This is a genomic window from Streptomyces flavovariabilis, assembly GCF_000725785.1.
GTDB lineage: Bacteria > Actinomycetota > Actinomycetes > Streptomycetales > Streptomycetaceae > Streptomyces > Streptomyces hawaiiensis.
This window is the reverse complement of record NZ_JNXD01000016.1, coordinates 146,105-161,231: the sequence shown is the minus strand read 5'-3', so window position 1 is coordinate 161,231 and position 15,127 is coordinate 146,105. Positions and strand designations below refer to the sequence as shown.

General features: G+C 69.8%; 17 protein-coding genes. 8 read left to right on the top strand and 9 right to left on the bottom strand.

From position 1 onward, the window contains the following. Positions 1-96 precede the first annotated feature (96 nt). The 4 genes from IO24_RS0126855 to IO24_RS0126840 all read right to left on the bottom strand — a co-directional run bounded on the left by IO24_RS0126855 (position 97) and on the right by IO24_RS0126840 (position 4,069). Positions 97-1,122 carry a hemolysin family protein gene (locus tag IO24_RS0126855; RefSeq protein ID WP_031139807.1) on the bottom strand — a complete coding sequence of 342 codons (1,026 nt, stop codon included), beginning with the start codon at positions 1,120-1,122 and terminating at the stop codon, positions 97-99. After that, positions 1,119-2,456 carry a hemolysin family protein gene (locus IO24_RS0126850; protein WP_031139805.1) on the bottom strand — a complete coding sequence of 446 codons (1,338 nt, stop codon included), beginning with the start codon at positions 2,454-2,456 and terminating at the stop codon, positions 1,119-1,121. The genes IO24_RS0126855 and IO24_RS0126850 overlap by 4 nt, the downstream gene beginning before the upstream one ends. Before the next feature lie 284 nt (positions 2,457-2,740). Next, the gene (locus IO24_RS0126845) at positions 2,741-3,673 is read right to left on the bottom strand and encodes a M56 family metallopeptidase (RefSeq protein ID WP_031139802.1); all 933 of its coding nucleotides are present in this window, start codon (positions 3,671-3,673) and stop codon (positions 2,741-2,743) included. Positions 3,674-3,679: 6 nt separating this feature from the next. Further along, a complete protein-coding gene (locus IO24_RS0126840) occupies positions 3,680-4,069 on the bottom strand; it encodes a BlaI/MecI/CopY family transcriptional regulator (protein ID WP_031139800.1) in 390 nt (129 codons plus the stop codon). 288 nt (positions 4,070-4,357) lie between these two features. Between IO24_RS0126840 and IO24_RS0126835 the strand changes: the two genes are divergently transcribed. Beyond that, positions 4,358-4,933: a TerD family protein gene (locus tag IO24_RS0126835; protein ID WP_031139798.1), complete on the top strand. Its 576-nt coding sequence runs from the start codon at positions 4,358-4,360 to the stop codon at positions 4,931-4,933. Positions 4,934-5,084: 151 nt separating this feature from the next. Here IO24_RS0126835 and IO24_RS0126830 read toward each other — a convergent pair whose 3' ends face one another. The 4 genes from IO24_RS0126830 to IO24_RS0126815 all read right to left on the bottom strand — a co-directional run bounded on the left by IO24_RS0126830 (position 5,085) and on the right by IO24_RS0126815 (position 8,541). Next, entirely contained in the window at positions 5,085-5,288 is a 204-nt protein-coding gene (locus tag IO24_RS0126830; protein WP_031139796.1) for a cold-shock protein, read from the bottom strand. Between the two features lie 174 nt (positions 5,289-5,462). Then, positions 5,463-6,593, bottom strand: a complete 1,131-nt coding sequence (locus IO24_RS0126825; protein ID WP_031139794.1) for an amidinotransferase — start codon at positions 6,591-6,593, stop codon at positions 5,463-5,465. Between the two features lie 381 nt (positions 6,594-6,974). Next, on the bottom strand, positions 6,975-8,033 hold the full coding sequence (locus IO24_RS0126820) for a TerC family protein (protein WP_031139792.1): 1,059 nt from the start codon (positions 8,031-8,033) through the stop codon (positions 6,975-6,977). A 97-nt stretch (positions 8,034-8,130) separates the two neighbouring features. Continuing rightward, positions 8,131-8,541 carry an ATP-binding protein gene (locus IO24_RS0126815; protein ID WP_045296562.1) on the bottom strand — a complete coding sequence of 137 codons (411 nt, stop codon included), beginning with the start codon at positions 8,539-8,541 and terminating at the stop codon, positions 8,131-8,133. A gap of 241 nt (positions 8,542-8,782) precedes the next feature. On the opposite strand from IO24_RS0126815, the gene IO24_RS0126810 reads away from it, so the two are divergent. From IO24_RS0126810 to IO24_RS0126790, 5 genes are all read left to right on the top strand, one after another. Further along, positions 8,783-9,148, top strand: coding sequence for an STAS domain-containing protein (locus IO24_RS0126810; RefSeq protein WP_031139788.1), 366 nt, complete (start codon positions 8,783-8,785; stop codon positions 9,146-9,148). A 367-nt stretch (positions 9,149-9,515) separates the two neighbouring features. After that, positions 9,516-10,034, top strand: coding sequence for a GtrA family protein (locus tag IO24_RS0126805; protein WP_037668486.1), 519 nt, complete (start codon positions 9,516-9,518; stop codon positions 10,032-10,034). After that, positions 9,988-10,728 (top strand): CHAT domain-containing protein, encoded by a 741-nt coding sequence (locus IO24_RS47225; protein WP_338055588.1) that lies wholly within the window; start codon positions 9,988-9,990, stop codon positions 10,726-10,728. The genes IO24_RS0126805 and IO24_RS47225 overlap by 47 nt, the downstream gene beginning before the upstream one ends. Positions 10,729-10,877: 149 nt before the next feature. After that, the gene (locus IO24_RS0126795) at positions 10,878-12,029 is read left to right on the top strand and encodes a S1 family peptidase (protein WP_031139781.1); all 1,152 of its coding nucleotides are present in this window, start codon (positions 10,878-10,880) and stop codon (positions 12,027-12,029) included. Positions 12,030-12,206: 177 nt separating this feature from the next. After that, positions 12,207-12,587: a hypothetical protein gene (locus IO24_RS0126790; protein ID WP_031139779.1), complete on the top strand. Its 381-nt coding sequence runs from the start codon at positions 12,207-12,209 to the stop codon at positions 12,585-12,587. 151 nt (positions 12,588-12,738) lie between these two features. On the opposite strand, the gene IO24_RS0126785 is transcribed toward IO24_RS0126790, so the two are convergent. Beyond that, positions 12,739-13,179, bottom strand: a complete 441-nt coding sequence (locus IO24_RS0126785; RefSeq protein WP_031139777.1) for a MarR family winged helix-turn-helix transcriptional regulator — start codon at positions 13,177-13,179, stop codon at positions 12,739-12,741. Between the two features lie 93 nt (positions 13,180-13,272). Here IO24_RS0126785 and IO24_RS0126780 point away from each other — a divergent pair, with 93 nt between their 5' ends. Both IO24_RS0126780 and IO24_RS0126775 read left to right on the top strand, forming a co-directional pair. Then, positions 13,273-13,812: a phenolic acid decarboxylase gene (locus IO24_RS0126780; protein ID WP_031139774.1), complete on the top strand. Its 540-nt coding sequence runs from the start codon at positions 13,273-13,275 to the stop codon at positions 13,810-13,812. A 157-nt stretch (positions 13,813-13,969) separates the two neighbouring features. Next, the gene (locus IO24_RS0126775; RefSeq protein ID WP_031139772.1) at positions 13,970-15,010 is read left to right on the top strand and encodes a vWA domain-containing protein; all 1,041 of its coding nucleotides are present in this window, start codon (positions 13,970-13,972) and stop codon (positions 15,008-15,010) included. The last annotated feature ends 117 nt before the right edge of the window (positions 15,011-15,127 follow it).

The following is a 15,127-nucleotide window of genomic DNA, read 5'->3' as shown; positions in this document are numbered from 1 at the left end:
AGCAACAAAGCGTGGAGTGGAGCGGACGAGCCGGGCAGCGGTCAGGAGTGCGAGCGCCCCGGGGGGGAAGCCGGGGCGCTCGGGGTGGCCCGGCGGTCACGCGGTGACCGGAGCCGCCGGTCCGACCAGCTCCGACAGCACGTCCTCCATGGTCACGAAGCCGATGACCGTGCCGCTCTCCCCGACGACGGCGGCCAGATGACTGCCCTCGGCGCGCAGGGCGGTGAGCGTGTCGTCCAGCGGGGTGTCGATGCGCACCAGGGTGACCTTGTGCAGCGCGGTGCGCGGGAAGGGACGGTCGCGGTCGGTCAGGCCGAGGGTGTCCTTGATGTGCAGGTAGCCGAGGACTGTGCCCTCGGGGCCGGTGACCGGGAAGCGGGAGAAGCCCGCCTCCGCGGCCACCCGTTCCAGCCGTGCCGGGGTGACCGTGTGGTCGACGGTGCGCATCCGCTGGGCCGGAACCACGATCTCGCCCACCGGCCGTGTACCCAGCTCCAGCGCGTCACGCAGCCGCTCGCCGTCGGCCGGACCGAGCAGGCCGGCCTCGCTGGAATCGAGGACCATGCGGGCGAGCTGGTCGTCGGTGAAGACCGACTCGACCTCGTCCTTCGGCTCCACGCGCAGCAGTTTCAGCAGAGCGTTGGCGACGGCGTTGATCCCGAACACGAACGGCCGCAGCGTCCGGGTCAGGGCCACCAGCGGCGGGGCCAGCAGCAGGGCGCTGCGCACGGGCGCGGCGAGCGCGATGTTCTTCGGGACCATCTCACCGATCAGCATGTGCAGATAGGTGGCGAGGATGAGCGCGATGACGAACGCGATGGGGTGCACCAGGCCGTGCGGGATGTGGGCCGCCTCGAATCCGGGTTCCAGCAGGTGGGCGATGGCGGGTTCGGCCACCGCGCCCAGCATCAGCGAGGAGACGGTGATGCCGAGCTGGGCGGTTGCCATCATCTGGGAGAGGTGCTCCAGCGCCCACAGCGTCATCCGCGCCCGCTTGTCGCCCGCCTGCGCGTGGGGTTCGATCTGGCTGCGGCGTACGGAGACCAGGGCGAACTCGGCGCCGACGAAGAACGCGTTGGTCAGCAGCGTCAGGGCGCCGATGGCCAGTTGGAGCGCGGTCATCGGACCTCCTTCATGAGCTGGGAGGGCAACGCGGCGGCCGACTCGGTGATGCGTATCCGGTCGGCGCGGTGGTGCTCGACCTCCAGCACCTCGAGCCGCCAGCCGTCGAGGGCCACGACGTCACCTTTGCAGGGGATGCGGGCCAGGCGGGTGGCGATGAGTCCGGCCACCGTCTCGTACGGCCCTTCCGGGGCGGTGAGTCCCAGGTCCGTGAGCTGGTCGATGCGGACGCTGCCGTCCGCCTCCCACACCGCGTGCCCGTCCCGCGTGGCAGGGGCGGGTACCAGGTCGGGTGCCTCGAAGGGGTCGTGCTCGTCGCGCACCTCACCGACGACCTCCTCGACGATGTCCTCCACGGTCGCCACGCCCGCCGTGCCGCCGTACTCGTCGATGACCACGGCCATGGTGCGGTGCTCACGCAGCCGCTCCAGCAGCCGGTCCGCGGGAAGGCTGTCGGGCACCAGCAAGGGTGCGGTGGTCAGCGCCGTCACGGGCGTGGCGGCCCGCTTCTCCGGCTCCAGGGCGAGCACGTCCCGGATGTGGACGGAGCCCACCACCTCGTCCAGGCTGTCGCGGTAGACGGGGAAGCGGGACAGACCGGTGGCATGGGAGAGGTTGGCCGCGTCGGCGGCCGTGGCGTGCACTTCCAGGGCCTTGACGTCGACCCTCGGCGTCATCACGTTCTGCGCTGTCAGCTCGCCCAGGTGCAGGGTCCGCACGAACAGCTCGGCGGAATCCGCCTCCAGCGCACCCTCGGCGGCCGAGTGCCGGGCCAGCGCGCCCAGTTCCTCGGCGGTTCGCGCGGACGCCAGCTCCTCCGCCGGCTCCAGCCCGAAGCGGCGGACGAACCGGTTGGCGGTGCCGTTCAGATGGCCGATGAACGGGCCGAAGGCGGCCGTGAACGCGCGTTGCGGACCCGCGACCACCTTCGCGACCGCCAGCGGACGGGAGATCGCCCAGTTCTTCGGCACCAGCTCGCCGACCACCATCAGCACGACGGTGGAGATGACCACGCCCAGCACGGTCGCCACCGACGAGGCGGCGCCGCCCAGGCCGGTCGCCCTGAGCGGGCCGCGCAGCAGTGCCGCGAGGGACGGCTCGGCGAGCATGCCGATCACCAGGGAGGTGACGGTGATGCCCAACTGGGCGCCGGAGAGCTGGAGGGTCAAGCCGCGTACGGCTTTCAGCGCGCCCTCGGCGCCCGGCTCGCCGGCCTCTGCGGCACGCTCCAGGTCACCGCGTTCGACGGTGGTCAGCGAGAACTCGGCCGCGACGAACACCGCGCAGGCCAGTGTGAGGAGGAGGGCCAGCAGGAGCAGCAGGACCTCGGTCACCGTGCCACCCCCGCTCCCTCGGTCGCATGAGTCCGGCGGGGAACGGCACGGCCGGTACTGGGAGGCTCACCCATCGGGGGAACGTCGCTCCTTCTCGAATCACACGGGGACAGGGGGTGGAAACAGGATTGCCTGCTTCTACACCAACTGTAAAGGAGGTGCGAAAACCCTTACGCGCGCAGTGCCCTGAGCGGTCTGGGAAGGGCGCGGCGCAACAACCGCCCGGACCAACCCCCTTACGTTTCCACTCGTTCGCAGAAGGCCCGCGAGGGCGGCCGCCCGCGTCAGAGGGGCGTGGCCGCGTGCAGGATGATGACCATCGTCACGGCGGAGTTCGCCGAGGACATCGCCGACACGGCCGCTCCCACCGCCGCGCCCCACATCGCCACCCCCACCGACGTGAACAGCGGCGGCCGGCTGCGCACCGTCGGAGCGGGTCCGAGCAGGGCCGCCACCCGGCGCGGTACCGGCCCCGCCGCGGCCAAGCCGGCCAGGGTCGCCACCGCAGTGCCGCGGGACACCAGGGCCGCCTTGCCGATCGCGCGGGCCACGGTCCGGCGGCTGCCGACCGTCTGGGCCGCGTCCTCGTCGGCCCACCGTTCCGCCGTGTACGCCACCACCGTCCGCAGCGGACGCAGGAACGGGTTGGCCCGGGCGGCCAGCTGGACCGCGAGAAGGAAGCGGTGGTGCCGGGCGGCCAGATGGGCGCGCTCGTGGGCGAACAGCGCCCGGCGCTCGGCGGGTTCGAGGCAGTCCAGCATGGCCGTGGTCACCACGACGCGATCGCGCCGGCCGCCCGGCAACGCGTAGGCGTAGGGGACGTCGTCCGGAAGTACGGCCACCCCTGTCTCCCGCAACCCGGCCAACGCTCGGTGAGCACGGCGACGCACGCGCCCGTGCCGCCACAGCACCTGGCCGCACGCCACCAGCACCGCGCACAGAGCGGGAATGGCCGCCTTGCCCGCGATCTCGTCGTACGGGACCGCCGCCCGCACTTCGGGGTCCGACCAGCCGTCGGGCAGCGGGTTTCCGGGAAGCTGGGCGGTGCCGACCACCATCGCCAGGCCGAGGCACAGCGTGCTGCAAGCGGCCATCACCGCGGCCACCCGGGTCAGCAGCCGCGTCGCGGTCCGCGGATGCAGATGCTGCTCGGCCAGGCGCGCGATCGGCCACGCGGTCAAGGGCAGCACCAGCGGCAGAAAGACGAACACCCCCATGAGGCTTCAGTCTTCCCCTTCGTCCCTCGACCGGCCCAGCAGCTCCCGCAGCAGCCGCTCGTCGTCCGGGCCGAGGCCGGTCACGAAGCTGGCCAGCACCGCCTCGCGGTCGCCCTCGGAGTCCAGCACCTTGCGCATCTTGTGGGCGGCCAGGCCCGCCTGGTCCGACGCGGGCGTCCAGGCGAAGGAGCGGCCCGCGCGCTCTCGGGTGACGGCCCCCTTGACCAGCAGGCGGGTCAGGATGGTGATGACCGTCGTATAGGCGAGGTCTTCGCCCAGGCGCTGCTGCACCCAGCCGGCCGTCACCGGCCCGTCCGCCTCCCGCAGCGCCGACAGGACCAGCGCCTCCAGCTCACCCTGCCCTCGCCGCCGGGGACGCTGCCGCTGCTCAGCCACGCCCGGTCTCCCTTCCACCGCGTCCGTTTCCCGCACGGACATCGTATAGACGCCCCCGGGGCCGGCATGCCGCCCGACGAGCCCCGACCGTCCTCCCGCCCCCTCGTGCTGCTGATCGCCCATGCCTCACTGTCCGGCAACTCACGGGACCGGCGCGGGACATCGCGCGACCGCGCCGGGCCCGGGGCACGGCCGCGTCGCCCTGCCACCTTCTCTACAGTGATGTAGATTCTTGAGTCTGGGTCCGTGCCGCGGACCTCGACCGCACCTGCCGAGAAGGAGTACGCAGTGGGAGTTTCCCTGTCCAAGGGCGGCAATGTCTCGCTCAGCAAGGAGGCACCGGGCCTGACCGCCGTTCTGGTCGGTCTGGGCTGGGACGTCCGTACGACCACCGGCACCGATTACGACCTCGACGCCTCCGCCCTGCTCCTCGACACGTCCGGCAAGGTTCTGTCGGACCAGCACTTCGTCTTCTACAACAACCTCAAGAGCCCCGACGGTTCGGTGGAGCACACCGGCGACAACCTCACCGGTGAAGGTGAGGGCGACGACGAGGTCGTCAAGGTGAACCTCGCTGCCGTGCCCGCCGAGGTCGACCGGATCGTGTTCCCGGTGTCGATCCACGACGCGGAGAACCGCGGCCAGAGCTTCGGCCAGGTCCGCAACGCGTTCATCCGTGTCGTCAACCAGGCCGGCGGCGCGGAGATCACCCGCTACGACCTGTCCGAGGACGCCTCCACCGAGACCGCGATGGTCTTCGGCGAGCTGTACCGCAGCGGCGCGGAGTGGAAGTTCCGCGCCGTCGGGCAGGGCTACGCCTCGGGCCTGGCCGGTATCGCCTCCGACTTCGGCGTGGGCGTCTGACACCCGCGGAGGCGGCGTCGACCGGCCCCTCGGGACAGGTCGGCGCCGCCTCCGCGCTGCTCTCGGGCCTGGCCCGTACGGAACCCGCAAGCCCTTGAGGGAGGCGGCTGCCGGATCGGGCAGCCGCCTCGCTGTGCATCCCTACGCCCGGTCAGCCCCGGACGATGTTCTGGGCCTGCGGGCCCTTCTGACCCTGGCCGATGTCAAAGGTGACGTGCTCGCCCTCCGTCAGCTCGCGGTATCCGCTGCCCTGGATCTCGGAGTAGTGCGCGAAGACGTCCGGGCCTCCGCCGTCCTGCTCGATGAAGCCGAAGCCCTTCTCGGCGTTGAACCACTTCACGGTGCCGCTGGCCATACTGTCGATCCTTCGTTCATGCCCTGGAACAGCCCTTCATCCGGGCATGCTCCGGCTCCTGCAGTCGCACGAGCCAACACCCGTTCTACCCCAGAACACGGCGCTCACCCGACTGATGACAGAGCCGTTCTGCTTCTGGTGAAACGGCCGTCGGGCCGACGAGCTCGTACAGCGTCAGTCGACGTAGGACCGGAGCGGGCCGCGGCGCCGGACGTCGAGGGTCGCGCAGTGGAACGAGCCGCCGAAGGGCGCGTAGTGCAGCAGGTCGCACGGGATCGGCTCGAAGCCCCACTTCTCCAGCGCGCGCAGCATGCCGGTGTGGTGCCGCTCGGCGATCACCCGCTTCTCGTCGACCATGAGCACGTTCATGCTGAGCCACTTGCCGCACATCGACGTGACCTTGAGCAGCCGCTCGCCGATCGGTTCGGGCTCGGGAGCGACCAGGACGTCCCAGGAGTCCAGCACGTCCGGCAGCCCGCCGGGATCGATGTACTCGGGGTTGATCAGCACCTTCCCGGGCGCGAGCAGGACGAACGTGGTGTCGATGTGCATGGGGGTACGGCAGCGGCTGGCGATCTCGTGGATGCGGTACCCCGGGCCGAGATGGCGGCGCAGCCAGTCGATGCCCATCCTGTTGGTGACGTTGCTGCGGGTGACGAACAGGTCCTGTCCCGCCCGGACGAAGTCGGCCGCGTCGAAGACGGGCTCGAACTCGGTGAGGATGTACCGCATCGGCTCGTCCGGCCCGGGGACGCGGAAATACGGATCGAACAGCTCCTGGGTGAGCTGCGGCTTGGGAGCCGCCGTCCAGCGCGCGCCGCGTCGGAAGTAGTCCTTCAGGATCGGGCGGTAGGAGTGCGTCTCGAAGTACCGGCAGGGCCAGGCCATGGGCGTTTCGATGATCTCGTCGCCGATCACGAGCATGCTGTCGCGCGGGCAGGTGTTGCAAAAGCCGCGCGAGGTCCAGTCGGGGGTACCGAAGCGGCGCCGGTGGTCGACGACCTCGGGGCGCCGGACGGTGATGCCGAGGGATTCGAGCAGGTCGACGAAGCCCTCGATCTCCTGCTGCGCCTTCTCCACGAGCAGCCGCGGGTAGCGGAAGCCGGCCGCGAGCCCCTGCAACCGCCCGGCCCACGTCGGGACGTTACAGGTCACCACCTCGTGATCGGAGGGGATCGTCGCGCCCTCCAGACGGCCGACGATGATCTCCTCCAGCGGGTCCCACTCCGTGTGCGAGCAGACCGGGGACACCAACCGCTCCGCACCGTCGTCATCGACCGTCGCCGCACCCTGTTCAGACGCCATGACCAGTCGCCTTCGTCGGCACGGGTCAGAGCTGTCTTTCCGTCCCGGACGGTGGCGGCTTCTCCGGTTCCCAGCCGGCCCGGCTCCGCCGGGGGGCGCCCCTCACCGCGTGGATCGGTTCCTGGTCGGGCACGTACTGCCGGCATTCGGGATTGCGGCAAGGTCCCTCGGTCCAGACCGGAACGTAGACGCCCATGGTCTTGTGCCGTTTCACGGCGGTGTCGACCGGCTGCTTGCACGATCGGCAGACGTGGCTGGAGGACGTCGCCTCCCCAGGTTTCCGCTCCCTGTCCATACCGCCATTTTATGACTCCTTTGCTTCCTTTTGGGAGCCCCTTGAAAGGAACAAGGGTGGAGGAGCGGCGGCTCAGGACCCGTCCGTCACCTGGCTTTCGGCGGTTCGCCACTGCTGTGCGGGCCGGACGACCCCGGGCCGGTTGGGCCCGGCCCTGCCGGCGGCTTCTCGGTGGGCCGGTCATCGTCGGCAGTCGGGCCACCGCCTGGGCCGGGTGCAGGACGCAGCATGCTGAGTCCGACGGAGACGGCCAGCACCGTGGCGATGACGGCGAGACTGAGGGGTGAGGGGATCTCCGGTACGGCGGTGCTGATCGTTTTGTGGGAGGCCTGGAGGATCAGCTTGACGGCGATGAAGGAGAGGATGAGCGCCAGGCCCGTGCTGAGGTAGTGGAAGCGGTCGAGCAGGCCGGCGAGCATGAAGTACAGAGCCCGCAGGCCCAGGATGGCGAAGGCGTTGCTGGTGTAGACGATGAACGCGTCGCTGCTGACGGCCAGGACGGCGGGCACGCTGTCGACGGCGAACACGAGGTCGGCCGCCTCGATGGCGGCGACGACGGCGAGCAGCGGGGTGGCGACGCGCTTCCCGGCTTCCCTGACGAAGAAGTGGGTGCCCGCGTAGTCGTCCCGAACGGGGATGACCTTACGGAGCAGCTTGACGGCGATGCTCTTGCCGGGGTCGAAGCTGCCCTCCTCCTCTTTGAGGATCTTGTAGGTGCTGTAGAAGAGGATGGCGGCGAAGACGAACAGGACGGCGGTGAAGCGGCTGACCACCGCGACCCCGGCGGCAAGGAAGACGCCCCGGAAGACCAGGGCGCCCAGGACCCCGAGAAACAGCACGCGGTGCTGGTAGGCGCGGGGCACCCTGAAGTAGCCGAAGATCAGCGCGAAGACGAAGAGGTTGTCGACCGACAGACTCTTCTCCAGCAGCCAGGCCGTGGTGTACTCCACGCCTGCGGTCGTACCGACCACCAGGTAGACGACGACACCGAAGGTGACGGCCAGGCCCACCCAGACTCCGCTCCAGGCGGCGGCCTCGCGGAAGCCGATCACGTGCGCCTTCCGGTGCGCGAGCAGATCCACCGCCAGCGACACCAGCACGGTGACGGCGAATACCGCCCACAGCCACAGGGGCACGTCATGCACAGGTCCGACCCCCTACACGATCGACCGGCGCCCTCCTCCTTCTTCGAGTCTGGGGCATGCGCAGGGGCGTGTCTCCCCGGGCCCCGGGGCGGTCAGGTCAGGGGGCTGATGTGGGCTCGCCGGGCAGGGCGATGCGGGCCGTGATGCGCTTGCCGACCGCCTCCCGGTCGACGGAGAAGCCCTGCGTCACCGCCTTGACGATCTCCAGGCCATGCTGACCGATTCTGCCGGGATCCGCTGCCCGGGCCGCGGGGACCGTGGTGTCGCTGTCCCACACGACCACATCCACGGCGCCGGCGCTGAGCCCCAGCTCCACCAGGACGGGGCCCGGCGCGTACTTGCAGGCGTTGGTGACCAGCTCACTGACCACGAGCTGGGTGAGGTCCTTCACGCGCGCCGGCACCAGCAGGCCGTACTCGTCGCCGGCCTGGTCGAGGAAGGCGGCGGCGTGCTGGCGGGCGTCTGCGATGCAGCCGTCATCGCCGCCCAGGGCGAAGCCGACGCGCACCAGATACTCATCCGGCGCTGTACAGACGTCGCCATCGGCACAGACGTCGCCATCGGCATCAGATTTCACTGTCCTCGCCCTCACTCCCCCGTTTCGCGCGCCACTACCCCGTCCTTCGGCATGCATGCCGCACGGGTGATGTTCGAAACAGTTTCGTGGGTGCATCCGGCCGTAGCGGTGGGGCAGAATCAACCGCGCGCGTCCTGAACCGGGGACAGCCTGAATCGCAGTCGAGGAGACCGTGGCCCACATCGAACCAGCGGACCGGCCAGAGCGGCTCTCCGTCGAACACCGCGTGATCGAGGGCATCCGTGTCGTGACCCTGCGGGGCGAGATCGACCACGACGTCCAGGACGTTCTCGGCCGAGCCCTGCTGGTTGACGATCTGGCCGCACCGCCACGGATAGTCGCCGATCTCAGCGGCGTCACCTTCATGGATTCCAGCGGCATCAACGTCTTCGTCGCCACCTATCAGCAGGTGAACGACGCAGACGGCTGGGTGCGCATCGCCGGGGCTCAGGAGTCCGTCCTGCGCGTCCTGCAGCTGGTCGGCGTCGACACCCTCATCCCCTGCCACCCCACGACCGAGCAGGCCTTGACCCACTGACCGCTGCCCGGACCACCCCCGGAAGAGCCCGCGACGGCTGCGTTTCTGACGTGCCCGGCAGCGGAACGGTGCCGCAGCCGATCAGGCCGTCGGCGTCCTGGCCGTGCCGCGCTCGGAGAGGTCGGCACGAGCGGCGGCCGCATAGCCTTCACCGCCATCCATTGCAACGATAAGCCGCCCACACCCGTTGCATTATCCTCGAGTCATTGCAACGAATCTGGCAATCCCACCTGCGCATATAACTCCTTCGCGCAACAAATGCGTTGCCCAACCCGCGAATGCAACGTAGCGTTTCCGTCTGTAGAAACGTTCGCGGGGCCGTGCAGGGTCGAGAGACGCACCTGTCGCGGAGCGGTCAGGGGGGATCATGGAGACAGCGCACAGACAGCAAGCGGCACCCGGTGCCCCGACCGCCTTCGCCCGCTTCGTGCTCTGCGGCGGTGGGGTGGGACTCGCCTCCAGCTTCGCCGTCGTGGCCGTCGCCTCATGGATGCCCTGGGTCCTGGCCAACGCCCTGATCAGCACGGTGTCCACGCTCCTCGCCACCGAGCTGCACGCCAGGTTCACCTTCGGCGCAGGCCGGCACGTCACCTGGCGTCAGCATGCGCAGTCGGCCGGGTCCGCGGCGGCCGCGTATGCAGTGACCTGCGTGGCGATGGGCGTCCTGCATCAACTGGTTGCGGCACCCAGCGCGACAGTCGAGCAGGTCGTCTACCTGTCCGCCTCCGCAGTCGCCGGTATCGCACGCTTCGCGGTCCTGCGCCTGGTTGTCTTCGCGCGGCACCTCTCGCAGACCGCTCCCGCTGCCCGCGCCGTCATCGCGTGCTCGCCCTTGGGCCGTGGCTCGAAGGCAGCCGACTCAGCGGTGCTTTGCCGCACGGCCTGAACGACGCTACAGCGACCCGCCGTCCGGCGGCGGCTTCCACCCTGTCCCGGTGACCGCGCTTGCGGGTGCGCAGTCGTGCGCGGTGCGGGCTCGCGTGCCGCATCCAGCGCGACTCGGAACCGAAGCCCTGCATCACCTCACGTCGGGAGCGAGGCTGGGCCCGCCACTCGGCGAGGTGCGGGCTCCGGCCGGCTCCGGCCGGTTCGGGGGACGGGAGAGATCAGTCCTGGCCGCCGGTCGGCGTGTCGGAGCCGGCTGCTGCCTGGGCCGGGGCCGCTTGCGGTGCGGGCTCGGCGCCCGCCTCCGGCTTGGGCGACGCACCCGCCCTGCCGACCGGGGGCGTCGGCGGGACGGAGGCCGTCCCGGCTCCCGGACCGGTCGGCTGGTAGCCGCGCGCCTGGTGGTGCTCAGCGGCTGCGAGACCGGAGTCAACGAGTACCGAGCCGGTGACGAACCGGTCGGCCTGACCCGGGCCCTGCTGCTGGGCGGAAGCCGCACGGTGATCGCCGGCCAGTGGAGGGTGGCCGACGGCTCGGCTGCCGCCCTGTGCTCCGTCTTCCACCGCCGACTCGCCGCCGGCCACGGCAGCGCCGATGCGCTGCACCGCGCGGCACGGGCGGTGGCGGGCAGCGGCCCCGGCCGCCGTCACTTCTACCACTGGGGCGCCTTCATCGCCGTGGGCGACTGGAGGTAGCCGGTTGACGGACCCGCTCACGGTGTGCGGCCGACGATAGGCATAGACCTTTTCATGATCACGGGCTAGGCTCTGCCGCGCGTATCCCGAGAGCGCTCTCAAGCTCTGCTGTTCCACCCCACCCTGCTGGAACAACGAAGGGGCATCCCTTGAGACGCACCACAACCCTGCGCACCGGCCTGTCCGCACTCCTCCTGCTCGGCACCTGGGCGACCGCGAGCGCCCTGCCGGCCTCCGCCGCGGACACTCCCGCACGTTCCACCCGGGCACCGGCCTCCACAGAGCTTCTCACCGCGATGCAGCGCGACTTGGGGCTGACCCGGGACGAGGCCGAAGCGCGCCTGGCCGCGGAGCGGACCGCGACGGCCGTCGAACGCAAGGCGCGCGGCGCCGCCGGTCCGGCCTACGGCGGCTCCTGGTTCGACGCCGGCAGTGGCGAACTCACCGTCGCCGTCACCCGCGCCGCTCAAGCCGACGCCGTACGCGCGACCGGCGCGACCGTACGCCTCGTGCGGTACGACGCGCGGCAACTCGACGCCGCCAAGAAGTCCGTCGACGCACTGCCCGCGCCCGCCGGAGTCGGCAGCTGGCACGTGGATCCGAAGGCCAACAAGGTCATCGTGAACATCGTCGCCGCCCACCGGGACGACAACGATGTCCAGGCCTTCCTCGCCCGGGCCCGCCAGGCCGGTCCCGTGGCGGTGCGGCAGATACCCTCCGCACCGCGTACCTTCGCCGCCGGCACCGTGGGCGGCGACCCCTACTACACCGGCAACGTCCGCTGCTCCATCGGCTTCTCCGTGCACGGCGGCTTTGTCACCGCCGGGCACTGCGGCTCGCCGAGCGCGGCGGTGTACGGCTGGGACCGGTCGTACATCGGCACCTTCCAGGGCTCGTCGTTCCCGGGCAACGACTATGCCTGGGTGAGCGTGGGCAGCGGCTGGTGGACCGTACCGGTGGTACTCGGCTGGGGCACGGTCCCCGACCGGCTCGTCCGCGGCTCCGCCGAAGCCCCGGTGGGCGCCTCCGTCTGCCGCTCCGGTTCCACCACTCACTGGCACTGCGGCACCGTGCTGGCGAAGAACGAGACGGTGAACTACAGCCAGGGCGCCGTCCACCAGATGACGAAGACGAGCGTGTGCGCCGAACCCGGTGACTCCGGCGGCTCCTTCATCAGCGGCGACCAGGCCCAGGGCGTCACCTCCGGCGGCTGGGGCAACTGCGCCGGCGGTGGCCAGACCTGGCATCAGCCCGTCAACGAGATCCTCAACCGTTACGGGCTGAGGCTGCACACGGCCTGACCGCTCATAGCGCGCCGAGCGGGCCCCGGCGGGGAAACCCACCGGAGCCCGCTCGGACCCCTGCGCAGGGTGTTCCCGTCCGGAGGGACGGTCTTGTCGTGTGACCGATGGTCACAGTCTGGCTCCTTCACCGTCCCGGACGGTGCCGAGTACGCCATTCCGTGGTGCAGTCAGGTCATGGCCTCACCGCCCACGATCGACCAGGACTCCCAGGACCCCCAGGACCCGTCCCGAGGCGAACGCCCCTCCCGATGGATCGACATCGCCGTTGCCCTGCTGCTCCTGGTGGCGGACGCGGTCATCGTCGTGGCCGGCGGGCTGCTGCTCGTCGCGGTCGGCATGGGAAGCGCGCAGTCGTCGCACTCCTCGCGCCCCGCGCAGCCCCGCGACACTCCCGTCCTGGCGTGGCTCGTCGTCTGGGGCATCCCGGCGGCGGCAGCGATCGGCGTCTTCGTGCACGCCCGCCTGAGGATGCCCGTCACGGCCGTGGTGCAGGGCCTGTTCACCGTCGTCTGCACGCTCCTGGCCGTCGCGTGGACGCGCATGCTGCTGTCGTGACGCCGGTCGTTCCAGAGCCGTCGCGTGCCGGAGAAGGACAGCGCTGGGGAAGGGCCGCTTCGACCTCCCCAGGTGTCGCAGCCCTTCCCGTCCAGCAGAAAGCGATTACCCCGGCATTCGGAATACACGCCTCACTCGCCGGGCCGGAGGGTCAGCCGTGCTGCTCCTCCAGGGCTTCGATCAACTCGGTGAGCGCCGGCAGCGCCTCGTCGATGGCCTGTCGGCTGTCCGGCGGGAGGGCGGCCAGGGCGCGCCTCAGCGCCTCCGCGCTCACTCGGTCGTACCGGCTGAGCAGATCGAGAGCATGAGGGGAGGCCACGAGGGTCACCGTGCGAAGGTCGGTCGACGACGGCTTGCGCTCGACGAGGCCTGCTGCGGTCATGGCGCGGACCAGGTTGCTGACCGTCGAGGGGGCTACCCGCAGGCGGGTGGCCACCTCGCGCGGGGGGAGGGCCCCGGCGTCGGAGAGGGCTCTCAGGAGCTCGATCTGCGCCTCGGGCAGATCCGGCAGCTCCGCCGAGCGGCGGGTGCGAAGCAGCACGGCTCGCCGGAGGGGTCCGATGAGGCGGCCGAGGCCGGTGGCGGTGTCCATGCGTCCATGATGCCCTCGAGATCATTTTGTTGCAAAATAGTTTTGTGACAAAATAGAGGTCCGTCACCGCAGTAGCGACAGGGAGGTCCCCGCATGGTCAGCAACGGAGCGCACGAGACCACCGTCCGGAACCCGGTGCCCCCACAGCAGCTCTCCGGGATCGTCGGCCACCGCTTCATCTACACCTACGCCAACGGCTGGCAGTACGAGATGTACGTGAAGAACCCCACCACCATCGACTACCGGATCCACTCCGGCATGGTGGGCGGTCGTTGGGTCAAGGACCAGGAGGTCGACCTGGTCCAGCTGGACGACGACCACTACAAGATCTCCTGGAACGAGCCCACCGGTACGTCGGTCTGCGTGGACGTCCTGCCCGGCAAGCGCCGTCTGCACGGCGTGATCTTCTTCCCGCACTGGGTCGAGGAGCACGGCGAGCGCACGGTCCTCTACCAGAACGACCACCTCGACGAGATGCGCAGGTACCGCGACGAGGGCCCGACCTACCCGATCTACGTGGTCCCCGAGTTCGCCAGGATCACCCTCTTCGAGTTCGTCGGCCCCGACGACGAGACCGTCATCTCCACGGCCCCGGGCGACCTCCCGCCGGGCTGGTCCGACCGCACCGACTGACGGGCCAGAGCGTGAGGTTGGCCCTGGGAGAGCGGCCGTGAGCCCCTGTGGACCGGCCGTGCAGAACGTACCGGCCTCGTCAGCGCCGGAGCCAAGATCGATTGTCAGTGGTGGGTGAGAAGGTAGGAACATCAAGCCGGAACGAGGGGGAGCTGTGATGACCGGAACCCAGAATTACATCAATCATGTCGCTCTAGTGCTGGATGCCAGCTCGTCCATGTCGCACTTGAGCCGCAAGGTCGTCGACGTCGCAGACCAGCAGATCGCGTATCTCGCCCGCCGTTCGGGGGAACTGGACCAGGAAACCCGCGTCACGGTGTACATCTTCGCCGACAAGGTGGAGTGCGTCATCTACGACAAGGACGTGCTGCGCATGCCGTCCCTGAAGCAGCTGTACCGCACCGGTGGAATGACGGCCCTTCTGGCAGCCGCCCTGAAGTCACAGCGCGAGCTGGCTCAGACGGCCCAACTGTACGGCGACCACAGTTTCTTGACGTTCGTGCTGACCGACGGACAGGAGAACGCGAGCCACCGCTGCCAGGACTCCCCCACCAAGGATCCACGTCAACTGGTCCAGGCCGTGGCCCAGATGATCGAGACGCAGCAGGACAACTGGACGCTGGCCGTGCTGGTACCGGACCAGATGGGCAAGCGCGAGGCCATGCAGTGCGGTTTCCCCAAGGACAACATCGCCATATGGGACGCCACCAGCACACAGGGCCTGGAAGAGGCCGGGCAGGTCATCCAGCAGGCCACCGAGAATTTCATGATGGGCCGCGCCCAGGGCATCCGGGGATCGCGCGCGGTGTTCTCCACCGGCGCGGAAGCGGTCAACGAAGACACCATCAAGGCCGCCGGTCTCAGCCCGGCCGATCCGACGACGTACCAGCTGATCCCGGTGGCTCGCGACGCGGCGATCAGGGAGTGGGTCATCGAATGCGGCCACACCTATCGGACCGGTGGGGCGTTCTACCAGCTGAGCAAGTCGGAGAAGATCCAGGCGCAGAAGCAGATAGCCGTGCTGGAAAAGAAGACGGACCGTGTGTACACGGGACCCGAAGCCCGAGCCCTGCTCGGACTTCCTGACACCGAAGTCCGTGTCAAGCCGGACCACAACGACCACTTCACCATCTTCGTGCAGAGCACCAGCGTCAACCGGAAACTCGTACCCAACACGCGGCTGCTGCTCATGCTCTGACATCTCGTCGAGCGGATGGAGCGTCGGGGCTTGATCACCCCCGGCGCCCCATCCCGGCTCGGTCGACGGCCCCCACCAGCGGGTCGCCCTCCCGACGGGAACACGAGCGCCTTCGGC